Below are 20,411 nucleotides of genomic sequence, written 5' to 3' on the forward strand. Positions count from 1 at the left end.
CCGCCGCCGGGACAGCCAGGTGAGGCCGTCCCCGTCCCGCCCTACGGCGTAACGGCCCGCCGGTCATGGCCGACGACGAGCACGGCGGCGTCGTCCTCGTGTCCGATCAGCGCGGCGTTCTTGAGCACGGCGGCCGCCAGCACGTGCGCCTCCATACCGACCCCGGCGGCGAGGCTCGCCAGCCGCACCACCCGCTCGAGTCCCGCGTCGACGCTCAGCGACGGGCCCTCCACGACCCCGTCCGTGACGAGGACGAACACTCCGCCCGTGCCCAGCCGGTACCGGGTCACCGGATAGTCGGAGCCCTCCAGCACGCCCAGCGGGGGGCCGCCCTCGTCCCGGCACACCTCCGCCCGGCCGTCCGCGGTGGCCCGGACACACGGCACGTGACCGGCCCGGGCGCTCTCCAGCACGCCGGTCGCCGGGTCGTAGCGCATGAAGGTGCAGGTGGCGAACAGATCCTTGTTGAGGGAGAGGACCAGTTCGTTGGTGCAGGCGAGGAGGTCGCCGGGCTCGCTGGTCACGGAGGCGAGCGCCCTCAGGGCGACGCGGACCTGCCCCATGAAGGCGGCGGCGTCGATGGCGTGGCCCTGGACGTCGCCGACGGAGAGGCCGATCCGGCCGTCGGGGAGGGTGAAGGCGTCGTACCAGTCTCCGCCCACGTTGAGCCCGGCGTACGCGGGCGAGTAGCAGGCGGCCAGGTGGATGCCGGGCACGGCGGGCAGGTCCGCGGGGAGCATGTCGCGCTGCAGCGCGATCGCCAGCTCCACCTGGGACCGCCGCAACTCGGCCAGCTCCCTGGCCTGCGTGGTCAGCGAGGCCAGCCGGTCGAGCAGTTCCTCACCGTCGGGTGCGGGACGCTTGTTGAACATCGGCCACTCCCTGCCAGGCCGCCTCTCCCGGCAGGGCCTCTCGGCCCCCTGGACAGTGCAAGTCTGTCACCCGGGGTGGAAAAGGTCATGCGGGAGCCGCACCGTGACGGCCGGCAGGGGCGGCGCCGTCCCCGTCGGCGGACACCGTGCCGACCGGACGCCGTGCCCGCCGGCGGACACCCTGCCGACCGGGTCCATACCCGACCGCGGACACCCTGCCGACCGGGTCCATACCCGACCGCGGACACCCTGCCGACCGACGCCGTCCCCGCCCCGCCCCGCCGGGAAGCGCGGCGCGTTCCGTACCCTTGCCGCATGCGCATGCGTCCCACTCTGAGCTGGACCCCGGGAGCGGACCTGCCGCCGGGCACCACGGACCTGGAGCCGGTCGCCGACGCGCTGCGCGCCCGCGGTGTGCTGGTGCTCAGCGGGGCGGGCATCTCCACGGAGTCGGGCATCCCGGACTACCGGGGCGAGGGCGGCAGCCTGAGCCGGCACACGCCGATGACCTACCAGGACTTCACCGGCTCTCCGGAGGCCCGCCGCAGGTACTGGGCGCGCAGCCACCTCGGCTGGCGCACCTTCGGCCGCGCCCGGCCCAACGCGGGGCACCGGTCGGTGGCGGCGTTCGGGCGCAGCGGTCTGCTGACCGGCGTGATCACCCAGAACGTCGACGGTCTGCACCAGGTGGCGGGCAGCGAGGGCGTCGTGGAGCTGCACGGCAGCCTGGACCGGGTCGTCTGCCTGTCCTGCGGCACCTTCAGCCCGCGCCGCGAGCTCGCCCGGCGCCTGGAGGAGGCCAACGCGGGCTTCGCACCGGTGGCCGCCGGCATCAACCCGGACGGCGACGCCGACCTCACCGACGAGCAGGTCGGGGACTTCCGCGTGCTGCCCTGCACGAACTGCGGCGGCATCCTCAAACCGGACGTGGTGTTCTTCGGCGAGAACGTGCCGCCGTCTCGCGTCGAGCACTGCCGCGAGCTGGTGCGGACGGCGTCCTCGCTGCTGGTCCTCGGCTCCTCGCTGACGGTGATGTCGGGGCTCCGCTTCGTCCGGCAGGCGGCCGAGGCCGGCAAGCCTGTCGTGATCGTCAACCGCGACGCCACCCGCGGTGACCGGCTGGCCGTGACCCGGATCGCGCTCCCGCTGGGGCCGGCCCTGACGACGGTGGCCGAACGCCTCGGCGTCCCGGTCGAGGGCGTGGCGACGGCCTGAACAGGCAGCCCGCGTCCGGCCCGTGGTCCGCAGTCTTCCCCCGCCACCCCCTTGACCGTGGCCCCTCCACTCCATAGGGTCCTCGCACCTCACGAGGTACATCGATTAACCAATCGTTAACCGCTTGGTTGGAGACCACCCCTGTGCGCTCATCGCTGACGCGGCGCGAACTGCTCGCCGCCGGTTCCGGTCTGGCCGCGGCCGCTGCCCTGCCCGCTCTGTCCGGCTGCTCGTCGTTGGCGTCGGCGGACTCGGACCCGGACACCCTCGTCGTCCACACCCAGCTGGGCACCACGGCGCCGGGCTCGCCCACGTATCTCGCGGCCGTGGACCGCTTCCGCGCGGAGAACCCGGGGGTGAAGGTCAAGAACCTCGTCAACGGCGACGACCTCGCGCAGGTCTACGAGACCTCACGGCTGGCCCGCAAGGAGGCCGACGTCGTGATGGTCAACCTCTACGACAAGACGCTGGCCTGGACGGACGTGGGCGCCACCGTCGACGTCGGGCCCTACCTCGACCAGTGGGGGCTGCGCGAGCGCGTCCTTCCCACCGCCCTCGCCGACTGGACCGACGACGAGGGCAGGGTGCGGGCCTTCCCCTACTTCGCCACCAACTGGCCCGTCGCCTACAACCGCGCCCTGCTCGACCGGGCCGGCGTGGACGCGATACCCACCACCGGGGACCAGCTGATCGCCGCCGCCCGCAGGCTGCGCGCCAAGGGGATCGCCCCGGTGACCGTGGGCGGCAACGACTGGACCGGCCAGAAGTTGCTGGCGCAGATCATCCAGACGTTCCTGTCCCAGGAGGAGGCCCGGCACGTCTACTCCACCGGCGACTTCTCCGGGCGCGGGGCGCGCCGGGGCATCGAGTACTTCACGCACCTGCGGGACGCGGGGGTGTTCGCGGACAAGGCCCAGGGCCTTACCTCCGACTCGATGACCACGCAGTTCAACACCGAGGAGGCGGCCGTCCAGTCGGCGATGTCCTCCGCCCTTGCCAAGGTGCCCGCGAAGGTGGCCCGGCGCACGGAGGTGGGCGGCTGGCCCTCGGCCGACGGGGCCGCGCACGACGCTCCCACCGTCATCCGCGCGTACACCCTCATCGGCTTCTGGATCAGCCCCAACGGCGTCCGCAAGATCGAGCACGTCGAGAAGTTCCTGCGGTTCATGTACCGCGACGAGACCGTCGCGCGGTTCGTGACGGAGAGCGGCCGGGACATGGCCCTGCGCACGGACGCCGTCTCCACCGGTTTCCCGCTGGTGGGGGCGGCCCAGCGGCTCGGCTCCGAGGTGAGCCAGGTGCTGCTGCCCGACGTGTACGTGCCGCCCGCCGCCGCGCAGCCGCTGATCACCGCGACCAGCACCTCGTTCACCCGGGGCACCAGCCCGGCCCGTGTGCGCGCCGCGCTCGAGTCCGCGTACCGGTCCGCATGAGCCGCCCGGTCGTCCTCGGCCCCGCCGCCCGGTTCCCCCTCGCCCCCCTCCCCCGCTCCACCCGTTCCCCGGGAGTCACCGCATGACGACGCTCACCACGACGCCGGACGGGAGCGCGGCCCGCCCGTCCGCCCCGCCCGCCTCCCCCGCTCCGGCCGGGCGCCGGCCCCGGCAGGGCGGCACCGTCCTCGCGGTGCCCGCTCTGGTGTGGTACCTCGTCTTCATGGTCGGGCCGCTGCTCGCCATCTTCGTGATCGCGGCCCTGCACTGGCCGGGCATGCTCCAGCCGGTGTCCTTCGCCGGGCTCGACAACGCCCGGACGGTGCTGGACGACCCGGTGTTCTGGGACGCGGTCCGCAACACCGCCGTGCAACTGGCCGTCGCCCTCCCGGTGATGATCGTCTGCGCGTACATGCTGGGGTACTACGTGGCCCAGCGGCCGCCGGGTCACCGGGTGATCCGCTACCTGCTCTTCATCCCGGGGCTGATCTCGACGCCCGCGAAGGCGATGGTGTTCTACGCGGCCCTCTCCCCGGACGGTCTGCTCAACGGTGGGCTGGAGGGCGTCGGCCTCGGCTCCCTCACCGACGCCTGGCTGGCGTCGCCTTCGACGGCCCTGGCCTGCCTCATCGCCCTGGACGTCTGGGCCGGCATCGGCTTCACCGCCGTCCTGTTCGCCGCCCGGCTGGGCAGCGTGCCGGACGAGCTCGGGGAGGCCGCGCAGCTGGACGGGGCCGGGCACTGGCGGACGATGTGGTCGGTGCACTTCCCCGTCATCCGCGACTACGTCGGCGTGGTGACGATGCTCCAGTTCCTGTGGACGCTGTTCGGCTCCGCGCAGCACGTACTGCTGCTCACGCAGGGCGGTCCGGGCACGTCGTCCACCACTCTGTCGTTCCTCGTCTACCAGAAGGCGTTCATCGCCGCCGACCTCGGCTACAGCCAGACCGTCGGCGTCCTCCTCTTCCTCGTCGGACTCGCCGGGCTGCTGACGATCCGCCGCGTCTTCCGCCAGACCCACTGATCGGAGCAGCACTCATGAAGCTCGGCAAGCGCTGGCTCCCGGCCCACATCCTGGTGTGGACGTACGCGGTGCTGCTCGTCGTCCCGCTGTACTACTTCCTCGCCTCGGCCTTCAAGTCGAACGACGAGATCTTCGCGCACCCCTTCGCCCCGCCGTCCTCGCTGGGGTTCGGCAACTTCCGCACGGCTTTCGAGAGCGCCGACCTCGGGCTCGCGGTCGTCAACTCGGCGCTGGTGACGGTGTTCTCGCTGGCGCTCACGCTGCTGCTGGCGATCCCGGCCGCGTTCGCGCTGGCCCGGTCGACGGGGCGGCTGGCGGGCGTGGTCGAGAAGGTCTTCTCGCTGGGCTTCCTGATCCCGACGTTCGCGGCGCTCTTCCCCACCTTCCTGCTCGCGGCGGCCACCGGGCTGTTCCACACCCGGATCTTCATGGTGCTGTTCCTGCCGGCGACGGCCCTTCCGCTGTCGGTGGTGATCCTGGTGCAGTTCATGCGCACCATCCCGCCGGAGATGGAGGAGGCGGCGCGGCTGGACGGGGCGTCCACGTTCGCGGTGCTGCGGCACGTCTACACGCCGATGTGCCTGCCGGGCATCGCCACGGTGCTGCTGCTGAACTTCCTGACGTTCTGGAACGAGTACCTGTACTCGCTGGTCATCATCGGCCCGGACCCGGCGCAGCGCACGGTCCAGGTGGCGCTGCCCACGCTGAAGTCGATCACCGGCACGGACTACGGCGTGCTGACGGCGGGCACGGTGCTGACCCTGGTGCCGGTGTGGCTCGTCTACACCCTGCTGCAGAAGCGCATGCAGCAGGCCCTGGTCAGCGGGGCGGTGAAGATGTGAGCGTCTCCACCGAGCGGGCCGGACGCCGGCCCACCATCAAGGCGGTCGCGGCGGCGGCCGGGGTGTCGACGGCCGCCGTGTCCCAGGCCTTCAACAACAAGGGCCGGCTCTCCGAGGCGACGCGCCGCCGGATCCTCGACGCCGCGCTGGAGCTGGGCTGGTCGCCCAGCGCCTCCGCCGCGGCGCTGCGCAACGCGCGTACCCGCAGTCTGGCCCTGGTGGTGCGGCGGCCCACGGACGTGCTGGGGTCCGACCCCCACTTCAGCGAGCTGATCACCGGCATAGAGGGTGAGTTGGCGCCGCGCGGCTACGGCCTGCTGCTGCACCTGGTCAGCGGTCACCGTGAGGAGAACGCGCTGTACGAGCGGCTCGCCGCCGAGGGCCGGGTGGACGGCGCCGTGCTCACCGACGCCCGTGACGACGACGCCCGGCCCGCGCTGCTCGCCCGGCTGGGGCTGCCCGCCGTGCTGCTCGGTGCGCCCGACGGCACGGCCGTCGTCCCGCGGGTCGGCCTGCGCGACCAGGGGGCGGGCATCGCCGAGGCCGTCGCGCATCTGCTGGGCCTCGGTCACCGGCGCGTGGCCTACGTCAGCGGGCCGCCCGAGCTCCAGCACACCCGCGTGCGGCGGGCGGCCTTCGAGGGCGCGCTGCGCGAGGCGGGTCTGCGCCCGTTCGCCGTTCTGCCCACCGACTTCAGCGAGCGGCGGGCCGTCGGTGCCACCGAGGCGCTCCTCGATGCCGCCGGCCGGCCCACGGCGATCGTGTACGCCAACGACTCGATGGCGGTGTGCGGCATCGGCACCGCGCAGCGCGCCGGGCTGGCCGTGCCCAGGGACCTGTCCGTCGTGGGCTACGACAACCTGCCGCTCGGCAGTTGGCTGCACCCCCGGCTGACCACGGTCGACCAGCAGGTGCAGCGGGTGGGCGCGGCGGCCGCGCGCATGCTGCTCGCCCTGTGCGGCGAGGAGGTCGAGGACGCCGCCCTCGCCGAGCGTCCCCGCCTGGTCGTACGCGAGTCCACGGGGCCCGCCCCCGCCTGACCACCTCCCGGCCGCGGCAGGCCGCGGTCACCCACGCACCGTTCAGCACCCCCACCACTTGAGAAGGACCATGCGACGCCACAGCGCCCAGCTCACCCACCAGCCCGACGTCCTGCCCTGGCTCGGCGCCAACTTCTGGTCCCGCACCGGCGGACCGCTGATGTGGCGGAACTACGACCCGCGGATCGTCCGCGAGGAACTGCGGGTCCTCGCCGACCACGGCCTGAACACGACCCGGTCCTTCTTCTACTGGCCGGACTTCCATCCGGAGCCCGACCGGATCGACGACGAACTGTGCGCGCGCTTCGAGGACTTCCTCGACGCCCACACGGAGGCCGGCATGGGGACGATACCGACCTTCATCGTCGGCCACATGTCCGGCGAGAACTGGGACCCCGTCTGGCGCGGCAACCGCGACCTGTACGAGGACGTGTGGATGGTGGGCCGCCAGGCGTGGTTCGTCTCCCGGATGGCACGCCGCTTCAAGGACCACCCGGCGGTCACGGGCTGGCTGATCACCAACGAGATGCCCGGGTACGGGCGGATCTACCAGGTCGACCCGCCGTCCTCGGACGTGGTGACGGCGTGGGCCCAGGCCATGTGCAACGCGGTGCGGGCGACGGGCGCGACGCAGCCGGTGTCCCTGGGCGACGGGGCGTGGGGCATCGAGGTCACCGGCCGCGACAACGGCTTCTCGCTGCGGGAGACGGCCGAGTACGTCGACTTCGTCGGCCCGCACGTGTACCGCTCGGACACCGACCGGCCGCGCCAGCACTACCGCGCCGCCTTCGAGTGCGAGCTGGCCTCGGTGACCGGACAGCCCGTGGTGCTGGAGGAGTTCGGCCTGTCCACCGACACCGTCTCGGCCGCCAACGCGGGCGTCCACTACCGGCAGACGCTGCACAACTCGCTGCTGGGCGGCGCCACCGGCTGGCTCGCCTGGAACAACACCGACTACGACGGCCTGTGGGATCAGCCCCCCTACGACCACCACCCCTTCGAGATGCACTTCGGCATCACCGACGCGACCGGGGCGCCCAAGGAGCCGCTGCGGGAACTGGCCGCGTTCGCGAAGGTGCTGAAGGCGGTGGACTTCCCGCGCTGCTCGCGCGCGGACGCCGACGCCGCCCTGGTCGTCCCCGCCTTCCTGGAGCGGGGCTACCCCTACAGCCGCCCGGCCGACCGGCCGCTCATCTTCACCTCCCTGCACCAGGGTTACGTCACCGCGCGCTCCGCCGACCTGCCGGTGGCCCTCACCCGCGAGGCCGACGGGCTGCCGGGCGAGGCGTCGCTCTACCTGCTTCCCGCCACCCGGCAGCTCACCACCCGCACCCGCAGGGAGCTGGCCCGCCGGGCCGCCGGGGGCGCCACCGTGTACCTGTCGTTCTGTTCCGGCGAGCATCCGGCCACCCGGGGGCCCTGGTTCGACGATCTCGACGGGCTCTTCGGCGTGGAACTGCAGTTGTCCTACGGTGTCGCCGAGCCGATCGGGGACGACGTGCTGGAGATGACGTTCACCGAGGACTTCGGCGACCTGCGCGCCGGTGAGGTGCTGCGCTTCCCGGTCGCGGGGAACGAGGACAGCCGCGCCTACCTGCCGGTCGTACCGCGTGCGGGCCGGGTCGTCGCCGTGGACGCCCACGGCCGGCCGGCCCTGGTAGTCCACGAGACCGGAAGGGGCCGCACGGTGCTGGCCACGTACCCGCTGGAGCACATGGCGGCCCGCACCGCCCGCGTCAACCCGGATGTCACCCAGCGTCTCTACGCCGCGCTCGCGCAGGTCGCGGGCGTGCGGCGGCCCGTCACGGTCGCCGATCCGCACGTCTCGGCGGACGTCCTCGTCCACGCCGACGGCCGCCGTTTCGTGTGGCTGGTCAGCCAGAGCTGCGAGCCGCTCGTGGTCCGTCCGGCCGCCGACGGGAAGCTGTACGGCCTGGAGGACGGCGCACCGGTCGAGGACGTGGCGCTCGACGCGTACGGCGTCGTGGTGCTGGAGCTGCGGTGACCGCCCCGCGTTACCGCGATCCGGCCGCGCCGGTGCCCGAACGCGTCCATGACCTGCTCGGCCGCATGACCCTCGCGGAGAAGGTCGGTCAGCTCAACCAGCGCATGTACGGCTGGGATGCCTACGAGAGGGCCGGGGACGGTCACCGCCTCACGGACTCCTTCCGCGCGGAGGTCGCCGCCTTCGGCGGCATGGGTGCGCTGTACGGGCTGCAGCGGGCCGACGCGTGGTCCGGCGTCGGTTTCGCGGACGGCCTCGACGCGCGCGACGGGGCGCGGACGGCGGCGACCGTGCAGCGGTACGTCACGGAGAACACGCGGCTCGGCATACCCGTGCTGCTGGTCGAGGAGATGCCGCACGGCCACCAGGCGCTGGACGGCACGGTGCTCCCGGTGAACCTGGCGGCCGGAGCCACCTGGGATCCGGGGCTGTACGCCGACGCGGTGGCCGGGGCAGCCGCCGAACTGCGGGCGCGCGGTGCGCACGTCGCGCTGGTCTCGGCCCTCGACCTGGTGCGTGATCCGCGCTGGGGGCGCAGCGAGGAGTGCTTCGCCGAGGACCCCTACCTGGCCGCGCGGATGACCGAGGCACTGGTCGAGGGCGCGGGCCGGGCGGGTGTGGCCGTGGTCCTCAAGCACTTCGCCGGACAGGGAGCCACGACCGGCGGCCGCAACAGCGCGGCGACGGAGCTGGGCGTGCGCGAACTGCACGAGGTGCATCTGGCCGCGGCCCGGGCCGGGGTGGCGGCGGGCGCGGCCGGGTTGATGGCCGCCTACAACGAGTTCGACGGCCTGCCCTGCGTCGCGAGCCGGTACCTGCTGACCGAACTGCTCCGTGAGGAGTGGGGCTTCGAGGGTGTCGTCATGGCGGACGGCACGGCGGTGGACCGGCTGGTGCGGCTGACCGGCGATCCGGTCGCGGCCGGGGCGCTGGCCCTGGACGCGGGCTGCGACCTGAGCCTGTGGGACGACTGCTTCCCGCGGCTGGGCGAGGCGGTGGAACGCGCCCTGGTGTCCGAGGCGGCCGTGGACACCGCGGTGGCGCGGGTCCTCGCGCTGAAGTTCCGCCTCGGCCTGTTCGAGCAGCCCCTGCCCGACGACCGGTCCGCGACCGGGGCCCTGCCGGACCCCGCCGAGCTGGGCGAGCGCGTCGCCCGCGCGTCGGTGACGCTGCTCGCGCACGAGGGCGGTGTCCTGCCCCTGTCCCGTTCGGTGCGGCGGATCGCGGTGCTCGGTCCGAACGCGGACTCCGTGGCGCGGCAGACGGGCGACTACACGGCGCCGCAGCGCCCCGGCGCCGGCGTCACCGTCCTGGACGGCATCCGCGCGGCGGCCGCACCCGGCACCGAGGTGCTGCACGGGCGGGGGTGCGCCCTGGTGGGTGAGGACGTGACGGACGTCGCGGCCGCCGTCGCGCTTGCGGCGGGCTCCGACGTGGCCGTGCTGGTGCTGGGCGGCTCCAGCGCCCGCTCCGCGGACACGGCCTTCGACGTGAACGGAGCGGCCGTCACCGGAGCCGGAACGCCGTCCGACATGACCTGCGGAGAGGGTGTGGACCTGGCGGACCTGGCGCTGCCGCCCGCGCAACGGGCCCTGTGGTCCGCGGTGTCGGCGACCGGGACACCGGTCGTGGTGGTGCTGGTCCAGGGCCGGCCGCACGCCCTGCCCGGGGTGGAGGCGCCCGCGGCCGCGGTGCTGAGCGCCTGGTACCCGGGGCCGGCGGGCGGGCGTGCCGTGGCCGAGGTGCTGTTCGGCGACGTCGAACCGCGCGGCCGGCTGCCGGTCTCCGTGCCCCGCTCGGCCGCCCAGCTGCCCGTGTACTACAACGGCAAGGACCACCGCTATCGCGGGTACGTCGACCAGAGCGCCGGCCCGCTGCACGCCTTCGGGCACGGCCTGTCGTACACGAGCGTCGCGTACGGCGCGCCGCGGCTGTCGCGCACCCGGGTCGGTGCGGACGCGCCGCATCTGACCTGCCGGGTGACGGTCCGCAACACGGGGTCCCGGCCGGCCGAGGAGACGGTCCAGCTGTACGTGCGCAGGCTGTCCGGGGGCACCTCCTGGCCGCGCGTGCGCGAGTTGCGCGGCTTCGTGCGCCTGAGTATCGCGCCGGGCGACGCGGCGGACGCGGTCTTCGAGGTGGGCCCGGAGACGCTCGCGTCGGTGGGACGCGACCTGCGCCTCGTGGTGGAGCCGGGGACGGTGGAGGTGGAGACGGGTCCGGCGTCCGACCGGACCCGGGGTGCCCGCCTGGAGATCACGGACTCGGAATCCGCCACTACTTAGGCTAGCCTTACCTTCATGGCGAAGGTAAGGCGGCTCACGCCCCGGCACCCCGAGATGTTCCGCGCCCGCGTCGTGCGGACCGAGCGGGTCTCCCCGTCGATGCGGCGCGTCACGGTCACCGGGCCGCGGCTCGGCGGCTTTCCGTGGCTCGGGTACGACCACTGGTTCCGCCTGTTCTTCCCCCTCGCCCACCAACGCGCCCTGCGCCTGCCGGAGTTCACCGGCTCCCAGTGGTGGCAGCCGTACCTGGCGATCCCCGAGGAGGAACGGCCGCACTGCGCCAACTACTCCGTGGCCGACTACCGCAGGCGGACGGCCGAGCTGGACATCGACTTCGTCGTCCACCGCGGCCCCACCGGCGAGATCGAGGGCCGGGCCGCGATCTGGGCCTGCGGCGCACGGCCCGGCGACGCGCTCGCCCTGCTCGACCAGGGCGTCCTCTTCGACTGCCCGCGGGACGCCTCCGAGGTCACCGTGGTGGCCGACGAGACCGGCCTGCCCGCCACGGCGAGCATCATGCGCTCGCTGCCCGAGGGCACCAGGGGACGGCTCATCCAGGAGATCCCCACCGACGGCGACCGGCGCGCGCTGCGGGCCCCGGACGGAGTGAGCGTCACCTGGGTCGTGCGGCAGGACGGCTCCTCGGTACCCGGCGCCGCCGCGCTCCGTGAACTGCACCGGCTGACTCGCGCCGACGCGACCGGTTACGCCTTCGTCGTCGGCGAGTCCACCCTGGCCACCGAGGGACGCAGGCACCTGCACCGGCTGGGCCTGCCGAAGGAGCGCATCACCTTCTCGGGCTTCTGGAAGCACGAGGCTCTCGCGGCGGCCTGAGGCGGCCGGTCTCCCCCGCGCCGGTGCCCGTCATCGGCCGAGGCCGGCCGCGGCGAGGGCCAGGGCGGTGCGCAGGGCGGCGGCGAGATCGACCCGGGTGGCCGCGGAGCCGGCGTCCGGATCGGCCGTCCGGTCGGCGTGGTGCTCGACGGCCGCGCGCAGGGCGGTGTTGAGCATGACGGCCCGGACGGTCCGACCCCGCCCAGGCCGCCGACGGCGGACCCGGCTCGGGCCTACGCCCGCCCGGGGGTCCTGGGCCTCAGGACCTCGTTCACGGACTCCTCGCGACACTTCCGGAGCAGGTCGTCGAAGGCGCGCTCGACGCGCTCGGGACAGGGCGTGCCGGTCGGGGAAGTGCCGGTACAGCACGCCCTGACCGACCCCGGCGCGACGGACGATCGCGGACAGCGGGGCGGCCAGACCGCACTCCGAGTAGATCTCCCGCGCGGCGGCGACCAACGCGGCCCGGTTGCGGGCGGCGGCCTCGCGCCCCTCGCCGCGGGTCGATCCGGAGGTCGCCCACACCTGGCGTACGACGCTCGAGAGCCGCGGGCGGGTGCGGATCGACGGTCTCGCCGACGAGGTCGGCCGGAGCCGCAAGCGGCTGTCGGCCGCTTCCACGCGCAGCTCGGCATCACGCCCAAGCGGGGCGCCAGGCTGGTGCGCTTCGACCACGCCGCCCACCTGCTCGCGGCGGACCTCGCGCCTGCCGCCGTCGCCTTCGACAGCGGTTACGTCGACCAGTCCCACCTCCACCGGGATGGTCAAGGCCTTCACCGGGCTCACTCCCACGGCCGTGGCCGGCGCGCCGTGGCTCGCGATCGACGACGTGGCGTGGCCGGGCCCGTCGCCCGCCTCTCCCACGGGACCCGTGCTCCCGCCGCGGGTCACGGACGTTGCCGGACGTGCGGGCGCTTGATAGGCAGGTGCTGACCCGCGGGCCCCGGCCCGCCCGAGCGTGTCGTCACCCGACGGTCCGGCACCGACGCACCGGAGCAGACTCCATGAAGATCCACCTCACCAGCGTCTTCGTCGACGACCAGACGCACGCCCTGCGCTTCTACACGGAGGCGCTCGGCTTCCTGAAAAAGCACGACGTGCCGGTGGGGGCGGGCGGGGACCGGTGGCTGACCGTCGTCTCGCCGGAGGCTCCCGACGGGACCGAGCTGCTGCTGGAGCCCTCCGGTCACCCCGCGGTGCGGCCCTACCGTACGGCTCTGGCCGAGGACGGCATCCCGGCGGCCTCCTTCGCCGTGGACGACGTACGGGCGGAGTTCGACCGGCTCCGCGCACTCGGGGTGCGCTTCACCCAGGAGCCGGTGGAGACGGGTCCGGTCACCACGGCGGTCCTGGACGACACCTGCGGCAACCTGATCCAGATCATGCAGGCCCCGTGACCTGGAGGGCCCCCGCCGGGGGAGGGTGCCGCCTACGGGACCGTCGCGCTCCCGAGGCGGTCGGCGAGGGCCGCGGCGAACTCCTCCGCCCGCGCCAGCTGGGTCCGCAGGTCCGCGACCCGCTGCCGGGCGGCCCGTTCGTAGGTGCGGACGCGTTCGAGGAGCCGCTCGCGCTCGTCCGCCGGCAGCTGTCCGCCGGCGCGGTCCAGGCGGTCGGTGGCCTCCAGGAGGTCGCGCATCTCGTCGAGGGTGAAGCCGAGCGGCTTCATCCGGCGGACGACCATGAGGCGGGCCACGTCAGCCTCCGTGTACAGCCGGAAGCCGCCCTGCGAGCGGGCGGACGGGACGACCAGGCCGGTCTCCTCGTAGTGCCGGATCGTGCGCAGCGACAAAACGGTCCTGGCCGCCACCTCTCCGATCTGCATGTGCCCGCCGCCCACGCGTGCGCCTTCCTCGTCGCCCGTCCCGCCGCCATCGCCACGGCTTCGATCTCTACCGTAACGTCAGGGTAGAGTTGCCCGGGTGCCGGGCCGCTGTGCCGCCCGGCGCGTCCATGGCCCGGGGAGACCCGACACGGTGCGGGAGAGCCGGTCCGCCTTGTCGTGCCGGGGTCGAGGAAGCCCCCGGCGAACACCTGTGCCAGCAGGAGAGAGCGAGCGCATGTCCCCGACACCCCGCGCCGCCGTCTGCCCGCCGTGACGCTTAGGCGCTGAGCGGCTGCCGCCGCGTCGGCACGCGCTTTCCCCATCCTCCCCGGTCCGCCGCCGCGCGGCCCTCGCGCGGGACCGGCCCGGCTCCGCACGCCCCCGCACGCCCTCGCTGCCGGGCGTGCCCGACCACGACAGGTGCCTTCCTCTTGTCTGCTCCGGTGCTCTCCCCCGCCGCGCGCCTGCGCGGCCTCAAGCCCGACTGGCTCTCCGACCCGAAGGTGTGGCGCACCGAAGTCCTCGCCGGACTCGTCGTCGCCCTGGCGCTGGTCCCGGAGGCGATCTCGTTCTCGATCATCGCCGGGGTCGCCCCGGAGACCGGTCTGTTCGCGGCGTTCACCATGGCCGTCACCATCTCGGTCGTCGGCGGCCGCCGCGCGATGATCTCCGCCGCGACCGGCGCCGTCGCCCTGGTGATCGCCCCGCTGAACCGGGAGCACGGCCTCGGGTACCTGGTCGCGGCGGTCATCCTCGCCGGTGTCTTCCAGGTGGTCCTCGGGGCGCTCGGGGTGGCCAGGCTGATGCGGTTCGTGCCGCGCTCGGTGATGGTCGGCTTCGTCAACGCGCTGGCCGTCCTCATCTTCATGGCGCAGGTGCCCGAGCTGACCGACGTGCCCTGGCCCGTCTACCCGCTCGCTGCGGCCGGGCTCGTGCTGATGGTGCTGTTCCCGAGGGTCACGAGGGTGGTCCCGGCGCCGCTGGTCTCCATCGTCGTGCTCACGGTCGTCACCGTGGCGGCGGGCATCGCCGTACCGACCGTGGGCGACAAGGGGGAGCTGCCGCACGCCCTGCCCGTGCCCGGGCTGCCCGACGTGCCGTTCACCCTCGACACGCTGACGACCGTCGCCCCGTACGCGTTCGCCATGGCCCTGGTCGGGCTCATGGAGTCACTGATGACGGCGAAGCTGGTGGACGACATCACCGACACCCACTCCGACAAGACCCGTGAGTCGATCGGTCAGGGCATCGCCAACATCGTCACCGGCTTCTTCGGCGGCATGGGCGGTTGCGCCATGATCGGCCAGACGATGATCAACGTGAAGGTGTCCGGCGCGCGCACCCGTCTGTCCACGTTCCTCGCGGGTTCGTTCCTTATGGTGCTGTGCATCGTGTTCGGCCCGGTCGTGTCCGACATCCCGATGGCCGCCCTGGTCGCGGTGATGGTGATGGTGTCGTTCACGACGTTCGACTGGCACTCCGTCGCTCCGCGGACGCTCAGGCGGATGCCCGCAGGCGAGATCCTCGTCATGGTGGTCACCGTCGCCGTCGTGGTCGCCACCGGCAATCTCGCCGTCGGCGTCGTGGTCGGCTCCGTCACCGCGATGGTGATCTTCGCCCGGCGGGTCGCCCGTCTGGCCGACGTCACCTCGGTCACCGATCCCGACGGCGGCCAGGTCGTCTACTCCGTCACCGGCGAGCTGTTCTTCGCCTCCAGCAACGACCTGGTCACCCGGTTCGACTACGCCGGTGACCCGGACCGGGTCGTCATCGACCTGTCCGCGACCCGCGTCTGGGACGCCTCGTCGGTGGCCGCCCTGGACGCGATCGAGACCAAGTACGCGCAGCGCGGCAAGCAGGTCGAGATCGCCGGTCTCGACGAGCACAGTTCAGACCTGCGCGAACGGCTCGGCGGCACCCTCACCGGGCACCACTGACCCTCAGGGACGGCGTCAGGCGTGGGACGGCACCGGCGTCACGCGCCCGGCGGGCGGAACTGGGGGCCGTAGGTGCCGGAGCCGCCCGGGAGGTCGGTCTCCATCAGCTCCAGCGCGGGTGCTTCCAGCGCGCGCATCGTCCGGACGGCCGAGCGCAGGGTGCGTGCGTCGCCGTCGGTCCAGGCCGCCTCCAGGGTGCCGAGCACCTTGGCGTAGGCGGTGTCGAAGCGGTCGAGGAGGTTCTGGACGCGCTGCGGCGGGTCGGGCCAGCCGCCGGCCGGGACCTTGGCCATGGGGCGTGCGTCGGGGAAGGGCACGGGGGCACCGGTGAAGCTCCAGCCGTCGTCCCCCCGGCGCAGCTGCCTGCCGTGGTAGATCTCGCCGAAGGCGTAGTAGTGGGCCGGGTGGTCGTCGCCGAAGGAGTCCTCGGGGGAACTGGCGGTGCCCTCGCCCTGTTCCTTGATGATCGCGATGGCCCGCTCGACGCCGTCGAGGTCGGTCACGGGTTCCAGGACGTCGGAGCCGATGCGCTCGGACAGCTGCCCGTGGGCCGACAGTCCGGGCGCGGTGGAGCGGAAGGCGCTCAGCAGGTCGCTGTAGAAGTGGCCGACGCTGGGTGAGTCCTTCATGCCGCGGGCGAGGGGAGCCTCGGGGGCCTCGATCGCCATCATCACGTCGTGCACGAAGGGCCGGTTGAGCCCCGAGAGGTAGACCGTCACCCCCTCACGCACACCGCCGGGCAGGGGGCCGGGATAGGCGGGCGCCGAGTCGGTGATCCGTGGCCGGCCACCCACCGCCACCAGCAGGTTGCACACGACGCCCAGGTGGTACATCTCGTCGCCGACGATGCGCCGGATCAGCCGCGCGACATGGCTGGAGCGGTCGCCCACCGACCACCATCCGCACAGGTAGGGCGGGATCGTGGCGAGTTCGAGCGCCACGGCGACCTGCAGGGCCTCCCGCAGCCAGTCGACGCCGCGGCCGCTCTTGGGGACGGCGAGCAGCTGGGCCACGGACCGGCAGCCGGACACGGCGCCCCCCGGCCGCCCGGCCGCGTGCGCGGAGGCGGCGGCCGGGAGGGGAGCGGCGGCCGTCAGAACGGCCGACGCCATGAAGGTCCTTCGCCCGAACGGGGCGCCCGTCCCCGACGATTCCTCGCGCACTCCAGTCACCCTTACTCCCTCTGCAAGCGGCGCCCGTCTCCGACCGAGACGTCCGCATTCCTCCGACGGCTGGCGAAACTAGCAGCGAAGAGGCCGTTTGCCAGGCGGGCGGCACGGCGCGGGGCATCCTCTACCCGGTCGGCCCTACCGGTGACGGTCCGCACCGGTGCCGAGCGGCTCGCGTATCAAGGTCAGCAGCAGCGCATGGGTCTCGGCGTCGGCCGCGGCCACCAGTCCCCGGCCCGCGGGACCGGCCGGGGCGCCGTCGACTCCGGTGACGACGCAGCCGGCCGCCCGGCACAACGCGATCCCGGCGGCGAAGTGCACGCTCTCGGCGAGGCCCGTGCCGTCGGTGACGTAGGCGGCGCGTTTCCCGGCCGCGACCCAGGCCAGTGCGAGCGTGGTGGACACGACCCGCGGCCGCAGGCTGCGCCCGAACCCGGGGTGGGCGAGCAGGTCCACCGCGCGGAAGGCGGGCGCGCCGGGGAAGGGCGGGTCCAGGTTCACGTCGACCAGACGGGTGGCCGCGGTGGGCACCAGGGGCGTGTCCCGTCCGTCGCGGCGCACCCGGGCCGTCTCGCCGTCGGTGAAGAAGACCTCGCCGCCGAACGGGTCGGCCACGGCCGCGGGGCCGTCGCGCAGCGCCACGTTGACGGCCACCAGCGGGGTGCCGACGGCGTAGTTGAGCGTGCCGCACAGGGGGTCCACGAACCACTGGCGTGCCGCCCCGGCCGCTCCCTGCTGTCCGCCCTCCTCTCCGCGTATCGCGTCGCCGGGCCGGGCGGCGCGGACGACGTCGAGGATCGCCGCCTCGGCCGCCACGTCGGCGTCGGTGGCGAAGTCCCCGCCGCCCTTGTCGATGTGCGTCAGCCGCTGCCCGTACCGGGTCCGCACGATCTCCGCACCGGCCCGGGCGGCGGCGATCGCCACTTCCGTGTCGTCTCGGCTCGCAGGTGAATTCGTCACGACTGTGCAGGGTAGACGGCGGGCCCGACCGGCGACCCCACGACGGGTGCCGGTTCACGGCAACCCCACTCTTGACACGGTCACGTCGAGCGCTTGTATGGTCTAGTCCAACAGAACTCACCACTCCGTTTACGGAGTTGAGCCTTGCCCGGGTCCCACTCCCCCGCGAGGACGGTGAGTGCGCGTCACCTTCGCGCCTCCTGGCCCCACCCACGAGAGGCCGTACCCCGGCGTGCGCGGTCACCCCCACACAGGACCGTGTGCACCGGACGGCCGGATGTGAAGGAGTTCCCCATGCACGCACGTCGGAAGACCGCTGCCCTGATCGGCGCGGTCCTCGCCCCGGTCGTCGCCGTGAGCCTGCCCGCCTCCTCGGCGAGCGCACACGGTTACATCTCCGACCCGCCCAGCCGCCAGGCCCAGTGCGCCGCGGGCACGGTGTCCTGCGGTGACATCACCTACGAGCCGCAGAGCGTCGAGGGCCCCAAGGGCCTGACCAGTTGCAGCGGCGGCAACAGCCGCTTCGCCGAGCTGGACGACGACAGCAAGGGCTGGCAGGTCACCCCGGTGCCGAAGAACACGACGTTCTCGTGGCGGCTCACCGCCCAGCACGCCACCAGCACCTGGGAGTACTACGTCGGCGGTCAGCGGATCGCCCTGTTCGACGACGGCGGCGCGAAGCCGGGCGCGGTCGTGAACCACCAGGTCGACTTCGGTGGGCTCACCGGCCCGCAGAAGGTCCTCGCCGTGTGGAACGTCGCCGACACGGACAACGCGTTCTACGCGTGCATCGACGTCAACGTCGGCGGCTGACGGGCCGGTCGGAGCGGGCCGGAGCGACCGCACGCCTCCGGGACGGCGGTCGCTCCCCCCTCCACCGTTCCCACCGCGTCCCCCCACGAGCAGGAGTCGATACCGTGCAGCACCGCAAACTCGCACTGCTGGCCGCCACCGGCGCCGCGGCCGTCCTGTGCAGCCTGACCACGGCGCCGTCGGCGCTCGCCCAGAAGTCCGACGGCCGTACCGCCGCCGCGGAATTCGTGGTCAGCGAGAGCCAGTTCGACCAGATGTTCCCGAACCGGAACTCCTTCTACACCTACAGCGGTCTCACCGCCGCGCTCAGCGCCTACCCGGGGTTCTCGAACACCGGCAGCGACACGGTGAAGAAGCAGGAGGCCGCCGCCTTCCTGGCCAACGTCGGCCACGAGACGGGCGGACTGGTGTACGTCGTCGAGCAGAACACCGCCAACTACCCGCACTACTGCGACACCTCGCAGCCGTACGGCTGCCCGGCCGGCAACGACAAGTACTACGGGCGCGGGCCCGTCCAGCTGAGCTGGAACTTCAACTACAAGGCCGCCGGGGACGCCCTCGGCATCGACCTGCTCGGCAACCCCGACCTGGTCCAGAACGACTCGGCCGTGGCCTGGAAGACCGGCCTGTGGTACTGGAACACCCAGTCCGGGCCCGGCAGCATGACCCCGCACGACGCGATGGTCGACGGCGCCGGGTTCGGGGAGACCATCCGCGCCATCAACGGCAGCCTGGAGTGCGACGGGGGCAACCCGGGGCAGGTCCAGAGCCGCATCGACAACTACGAGCGCTTCACCCAGGTCCTCGGCGTCGAACCCGGGGGCAATCTCAGCTGCTAGTGACCGGCGCCCGGCCGTCCGCCCCCTCGTCGCCACCCGAACGCCCGGCCGCGAGGGGGCCGTCGGCCGGTCCGGAGCCCGGTTCGCCGAACCGGGCGAGTTCGTCGGCGTCCGGCTCCTCCAGGAGGAACCCGGCGCCGCCCTCCAGCATCCGCGCGACCTCCGCCGAGCGCGGGAGCATGGTCTTCTCGTAGGTGCGCACGGCGTCGTCGACGGTGGCCGAGCCGGCCAGAGCGAGCGCGAGTTCCGCGGCGTCCAGCATGGCGAGGTTGACGCCGACCCCGAGCGGGGGCATCAGGTGCGCGGCGTCCCCGAGGAGAGTCACCCCGGGCGTGTGCTCCCAGGTGTGCGGGACCGGCAGGGCGAAGAGCGGACGGTCGACATAGGCGCCGTCGTTCTCGGTGATCATCCGCAGGAGCCGCGGCGACCAGCCCGCGTACTCGGCGAGGAGCCGTGCGCGGATGCCGTCGGTGTCCTGCGGACGCAGCCCGCTCGCCGCCATCCAGTCGAGCGGCACCCGCCGCATGAGGTAGACGCGCATGTGACCGCCGCTGTTGCGCTGCGCGAACAGGCCGCGCTCCCCGTCGGCCACGTGGGCGCTGCCGCGCCCGACCAGCGCGGAAAGCTCCGGGTGCGCGGTCTCCACGGCGTCGAACCGGGCCTCGAGGAAGCCGACCCCCGTGTAGCGCGGCTCGGCGTCGGACACCGCCGGGCGGACGCGGGAGAAGGCGCCGTCCGCCCCGACCACGAGGTCCGTCTCCACGGTGCTCCCGTCGGTGAACGTCAGGGTCCGTGGCCCGTCGGCGGTCCCTCCCACCGACTCAAGCGCGCGCCCCCATCGCACCGTCCCGGGATCGAGCGAGCGCAGCAGGAGGTCCCGCAGCTGGCCGCGGTCGATCTCCGGGCGGGCCGTGTCGCCCTCGGCCGGAAGACGGTGTCCGCGGAGCCGCCCCGCGGTGTCGATGCGGCGCTCCTCCTGGCTCTCGAACCTGGCGAGCGTGAAGAACTCCTCCAGCAGGCCCGCTTCCCGGAGGGCACGCTGACCGTCCTCCTCGTGCAGGTCGAGCGAGCCCCCCTGGTTGCGGGAGTCGGCGTCCGGGTCGCGGTCGTACACCGTCACCGCGATGCCGTGCTGCCGCAGGACACGTGCGCAGGTGAGGCCTCCCGGGCCCGCCCCGATGATGCTGATCCGCGCCTTCGCGGGGGTCGGAGAGTGCATGGCGTCTTCCTTCCGTCGGCGGTTCTTCCGCCACCACCAAAGCAGAAGTGAGTGAGAAACTGCAACTGTTCCAGTTTCTTACTCATGCCATTTCACTACTCG

At 73.2% G+C, this 20,411-nt stretch carries 18 protein-coding genes and 2 pseudogenes; 13 read left to right on the plus strand and 7 right to left on the minus strand.

Features of this window, described 5'->3' with window-relative positions:
• Positions 1–41: 41 nt before the first annotated feature.
• Entirely contained in the window at positions 42–872 is an 831-nt protein-coding gene (locus EV562_RS01000) for a PP2C family protein-serine/threonine phosphatase (RefSeq protein WP_133884695.1), read from the minus strand.
• 315 nt (positions 873–1,187) lie between these two features.
• Here EV562_RS01000 and EV562_RS01005 point away from each other — a divergent pair, with 315 nt between their 5' ends.
• From EV562_RS01005 to EV562_RS01040, 8 genes are all read left to right on the plus strand, one after another.
• A complete protein-coding gene (locus tag EV562_RS01005; RefSeq protein WP_133884696.1) occupies positions 1,188–2,087 on the plus strand; it encodes an NAD-dependent protein deacetylase in 900 nt (299 codons plus the stop codon).
• A 143-nt stretch (positions 2,088–2,230) separates the two neighbouring features.
• Complete coding sequence (locus tag EV562_RS01010) at positions 2,231–3,520, plus strand: ABC transporter substrate-binding protein (RefSeq protein WP_133884697.1); 1,290 nt, start codon at positions 2,231–2,233, stop codon at positions 3,518–3,520.
• Positions 3,521–3,602: 82 nt separating this feature from the next.
• Entirely contained in the window at positions 3,603–4,544 is a 942-nt protein-coding gene (locus tag EV562_RS01015) for a sugar ABC transporter permease (RefSeq protein WP_133884698.1), read from the plus strand.
• A 14-nt stretch (positions 4,545–4,558) separates the two neighbouring features.
• Positions 4,559–5,386 (plus strand): carbohydrate ABC transporter permease, encoded by an 828-nt coding sequence (locus EV562_RS01020; protein WP_133884699.1) that lies wholly within the window; start codon positions 4,559–4,561, stop codon positions 5,384–5,386.
• A complete protein-coding gene (locus EV562_RS01025) occupies positions 5,383–6,426 on the plus strand; it encodes a LacI family DNA-binding transcriptional regulator (RefSeq protein WP_133884700.1) in 1,044 nt (347 codons plus the stop codon). The genes EV562_RS01020 and EV562_RS01025 overlap by 4 nt, the downstream gene beginning before the upstream one ends.
• Positions 6,427–6,496: 70 nt before the next feature.
• Positions 6,497–8,431: a cellulase family glycosylhydrolase gene (locus EV562_RS01030; protein ID WP_133884701.1), complete on the plus strand. Its 1,935-nt coding sequence runs from the start codon at positions 6,497–6,499 to the stop codon at positions 8,429–8,431.
• Complete coding sequence (locus EV562_RS01035; RefSeq protein WP_133884702.1) at positions 8,428–10,716, plus strand: glycoside hydrolase family 3 N-terminal domain-containing protein; 2,289 nt, start codon at positions 8,428–8,430, stop codon at positions 10,714–10,716. The genes EV562_RS01030 and EV562_RS01035 overlap by 4 nt, the downstream gene beginning before the upstream one ends.
• A 15-nt stretch (positions 10,717–10,731) precedes the next feature.
• On the plus strand, positions 10,732–11,550 hold the full coding sequence (locus tag EV562_RS01040; protein ID WP_166661513.1) for a siderophore-interacting protein: 819 nt from the start codon (positions 10,732–10,734) through the stop codon (positions 11,548–11,550).
• A gap of 30 nt (positions 11,551–11,580) precedes the next feature.
• Here the strand turns inward: EV562_RS01040 and EV562_RS01045 are convergent, their stop codons facing one another.
• The gene (locus EV562_RS01045) at positions 11,581–11,727 is read right to left on the minus strand and encodes a hypothetical protein (protein WP_208298289.1); all 147 of its coding nucleotides are present in this window, start codon (positions 11,725–11,727) and stop codon (positions 11,581–11,583) included.
• Positions 11,728–11,880: 153 nt separating this feature from the next.
• Positions 11,881–12,075, minus strand: a pseudogene (locus tag EV562_RS01050) (TetR family transcriptional regulator); the annotation flags it as partial.
• On the opposite strand from EV562_RS01050, the pseudogene EV562_RS01055 reads away from it, so the two are divergent.
• Both EV562_RS01055 and EV562_RS01060 read left to right on the plus strand, forming a co-directional pair.
• A pseudogene (locus tag EV562_RS01055) lies at positions 12,050–12,469 on the plus strand (helix-turn-helix domain-containing protein); the annotation flags it as partial. The pseudogenes EV562_RS01050 and EV562_RS01055 overlap by 26 nt on opposite strands.
• Positions 12,470–12,554: 85 nt before the next feature.
• Positions 12,555–12,947, plus strand: a complete 393-nt coding sequence (locus EV562_RS01060; RefSeq protein ID WP_133884703.1) for a VOC family protein — start codon at positions 12,555–12,557, stop codon at positions 12,945–12,947.
• A gap of 32 nt (positions 12,948–12,979) precedes the next feature.
• Here EV562_RS01060 and EV562_RS01065 read toward each other — a convergent pair whose 3' ends face one another.
• Positions 12,980–13,387 carry a MerR family transcriptional regulator gene (locus EV562_RS01065; RefSeq protein WP_133884704.1) on the minus strand — a complete coding sequence of 136 codons (408 nt, stop codon included), beginning with the start codon at positions 13,385–13,387 and terminating at the stop codon, positions 12,980–12,982.
• Positions 13,388–13,803: 416 nt separating this feature from the next.
• On the opposite strand from EV562_RS01065, the gene EV562_RS01075 reads away from it, so the two are divergent.
• On the plus strand, positions 13,804–15,309 hold the full coding sequence (locus EV562_RS01075) for a SulP family inorganic anion transporter (RefSeq protein WP_133884706.1): 1,506 nt from the start codon (positions 13,804–13,806) through the stop codon (positions 15,307–15,309).
• A 38-nt stretch (positions 15,310–15,347) separates the two neighbouring features.
• Here EV562_RS01075 and EV562_RS01080 read toward each other — a convergent pair whose 3' ends face one another.
• Both EV562_RS01080 and EV562_RS01085 read right to left on the minus strand, forming a co-directional pair.
• The gene (locus EV562_RS01080) at positions 15,348–16,421 is read right to left on the minus strand and encodes a ferritin-like protein (RefSeq protein ID WP_166661514.1); all 1,074 of its coding nucleotides are present in this window, start codon (positions 16,419–16,421) and stop codon (positions 15,348–15,350) included.
• Between the two features lie 195 nt (positions 16,422–16,616).
• Positions 16,617–17,438 (minus strand): inositol monophosphatase family protein, encoded by an 822-nt coding sequence (locus EV562_RS01085; RefSeq protein WP_133884707.1) that lies wholly within the window; start codon positions 17,436–17,438, stop codon positions 16,617–16,619.
• A 294-nt stretch (positions 17,439–17,732) separates the two neighbouring features.
• Between EV562_RS01085 and EV562_RS01090 the strand changes: the two genes are divergently transcribed.
• Both EV562_RS01090 and EV562_RS01095 read left to right on the plus strand, forming a co-directional pair.
• A complete protein-coding gene (locus EV562_RS01090) occupies positions 17,733–18,251 on the plus strand; it encodes a lytic polysaccharide monooxygenase auxiliary activity family 9 protein (RefSeq protein WP_133884708.1) in 519 nt (172 codons plus the stop codon).
• Positions 18,252–18,355: 104 nt separating this feature from the next.
• Positions 18,356–19,090 (plus strand): chitinase, encoded by a 735-nt coding sequence (locus EV562_RS01095; protein ID WP_133884709.1) that lies wholly within the window; start codon positions 18,356–18,358, stop codon positions 19,088–19,090.
• Here the strand turns inward: EV562_RS01095 and EV562_RS01100 are convergent.
• Entirely contained in the window at positions 19,080–20,309 is a 1,230-nt protein-coding gene (locus EV562_RS01100; protein WP_133884710.1) for an NAD(P)/FAD-dependent oxidoreductase, read from the minus strand. The genes EV562_RS01095 and EV562_RS01100 overlap by 11 nt on opposite strands.
• Between the last annotated feature and the right edge of the window lie 102 nt (positions 20,310–20,411).

The sequence above is a fragment of the Streptomyces sp. BK208 genome (assembly GCF_004364245.1).
Lineage (GTDB): Bacteria > Actinomycetota > Actinomycetes > Streptomycetales > Streptomycetaceae > Streptomyces.

Bases quoted from the DNA above. Each gene is read 5' to 3' on its own strand.
- EV562_RS01005 (WP_133884696.1), top strand. From the start codon at position 1,188: ATGCGCATGCGTCCCACTCTGAGCTGGACCCCGGGAGCGGACCTGCCG.
- EV562_RS01100 (WP_133884710.1), bottom strand. From the start codon at position 20,309: ATGCACTCTCCGACCCCCGCGAAGGCGCGGATCAGCATCATCGGGGCG.
- EV562_RS01080 (WP_166661514.1), bottom strand. From the start codon at position 16,421: ATGGCGTCGGCCGTTCTGACGGCCGCCGCTCCCCTCCCGGCCGCCGCC.
- EV562_RS01060 (WP_133884703.1), top strand. From the start codon at position 12,555: ATGAAGATCCACCTCACCAGCGTCTTCGTCGACGACCAGACGCACGCC.
- EV562_RS01040 (WP_166661513.1), top strand. From the start codon at position 10,732: ATGGCGAAGGTAAGGCGGCTCACGCCCCGGCACCCCGAGATGTTCCGC.
- EV562_RS01000 (WP_133884695.1), bottom strand. From the start codon at position 872: ATGTTCAACAAGCGTCCCGCACCCGACGGTGAGGAACTGCTCGACCGG.
- EV562_RS01015 (WP_133884698.1), top strand. From the start codon at position 3,603: ATGACGACGCTCACCACGACGCCGGACGGGAGCGCGGCCCGCCCGTCC.
- EV562_RS01090 (WP_133884708.1), top strand. From the start codon at position 17,733: ATGCACGCACGTCGGAAGACCGCTGCCCTGATCGGCGCGGTCCTCGCC.
- EV562_RS01030 (WP_133884701.1), top strand. From the start codon at position 6,497: ATGCGACGCCACAGCGCCCAGCTCACCCACCAGCCCGACGTCCTGCCC.
- EV562_RS01045 (WP_208298289.1), bottom strand. From the start codon at position 11,727: ATGCTCAACACCGCCCTGCGCGCGGCCGTCGAGCACCACGCCGACCGG.
- EV562_RS01020 (WP_133884699.1), top strand. From the start codon at position 4,559: ATGAAGCTCGGCAAGCGCTGGCTCCCGGCCCACATCCTGGTGTGGACG.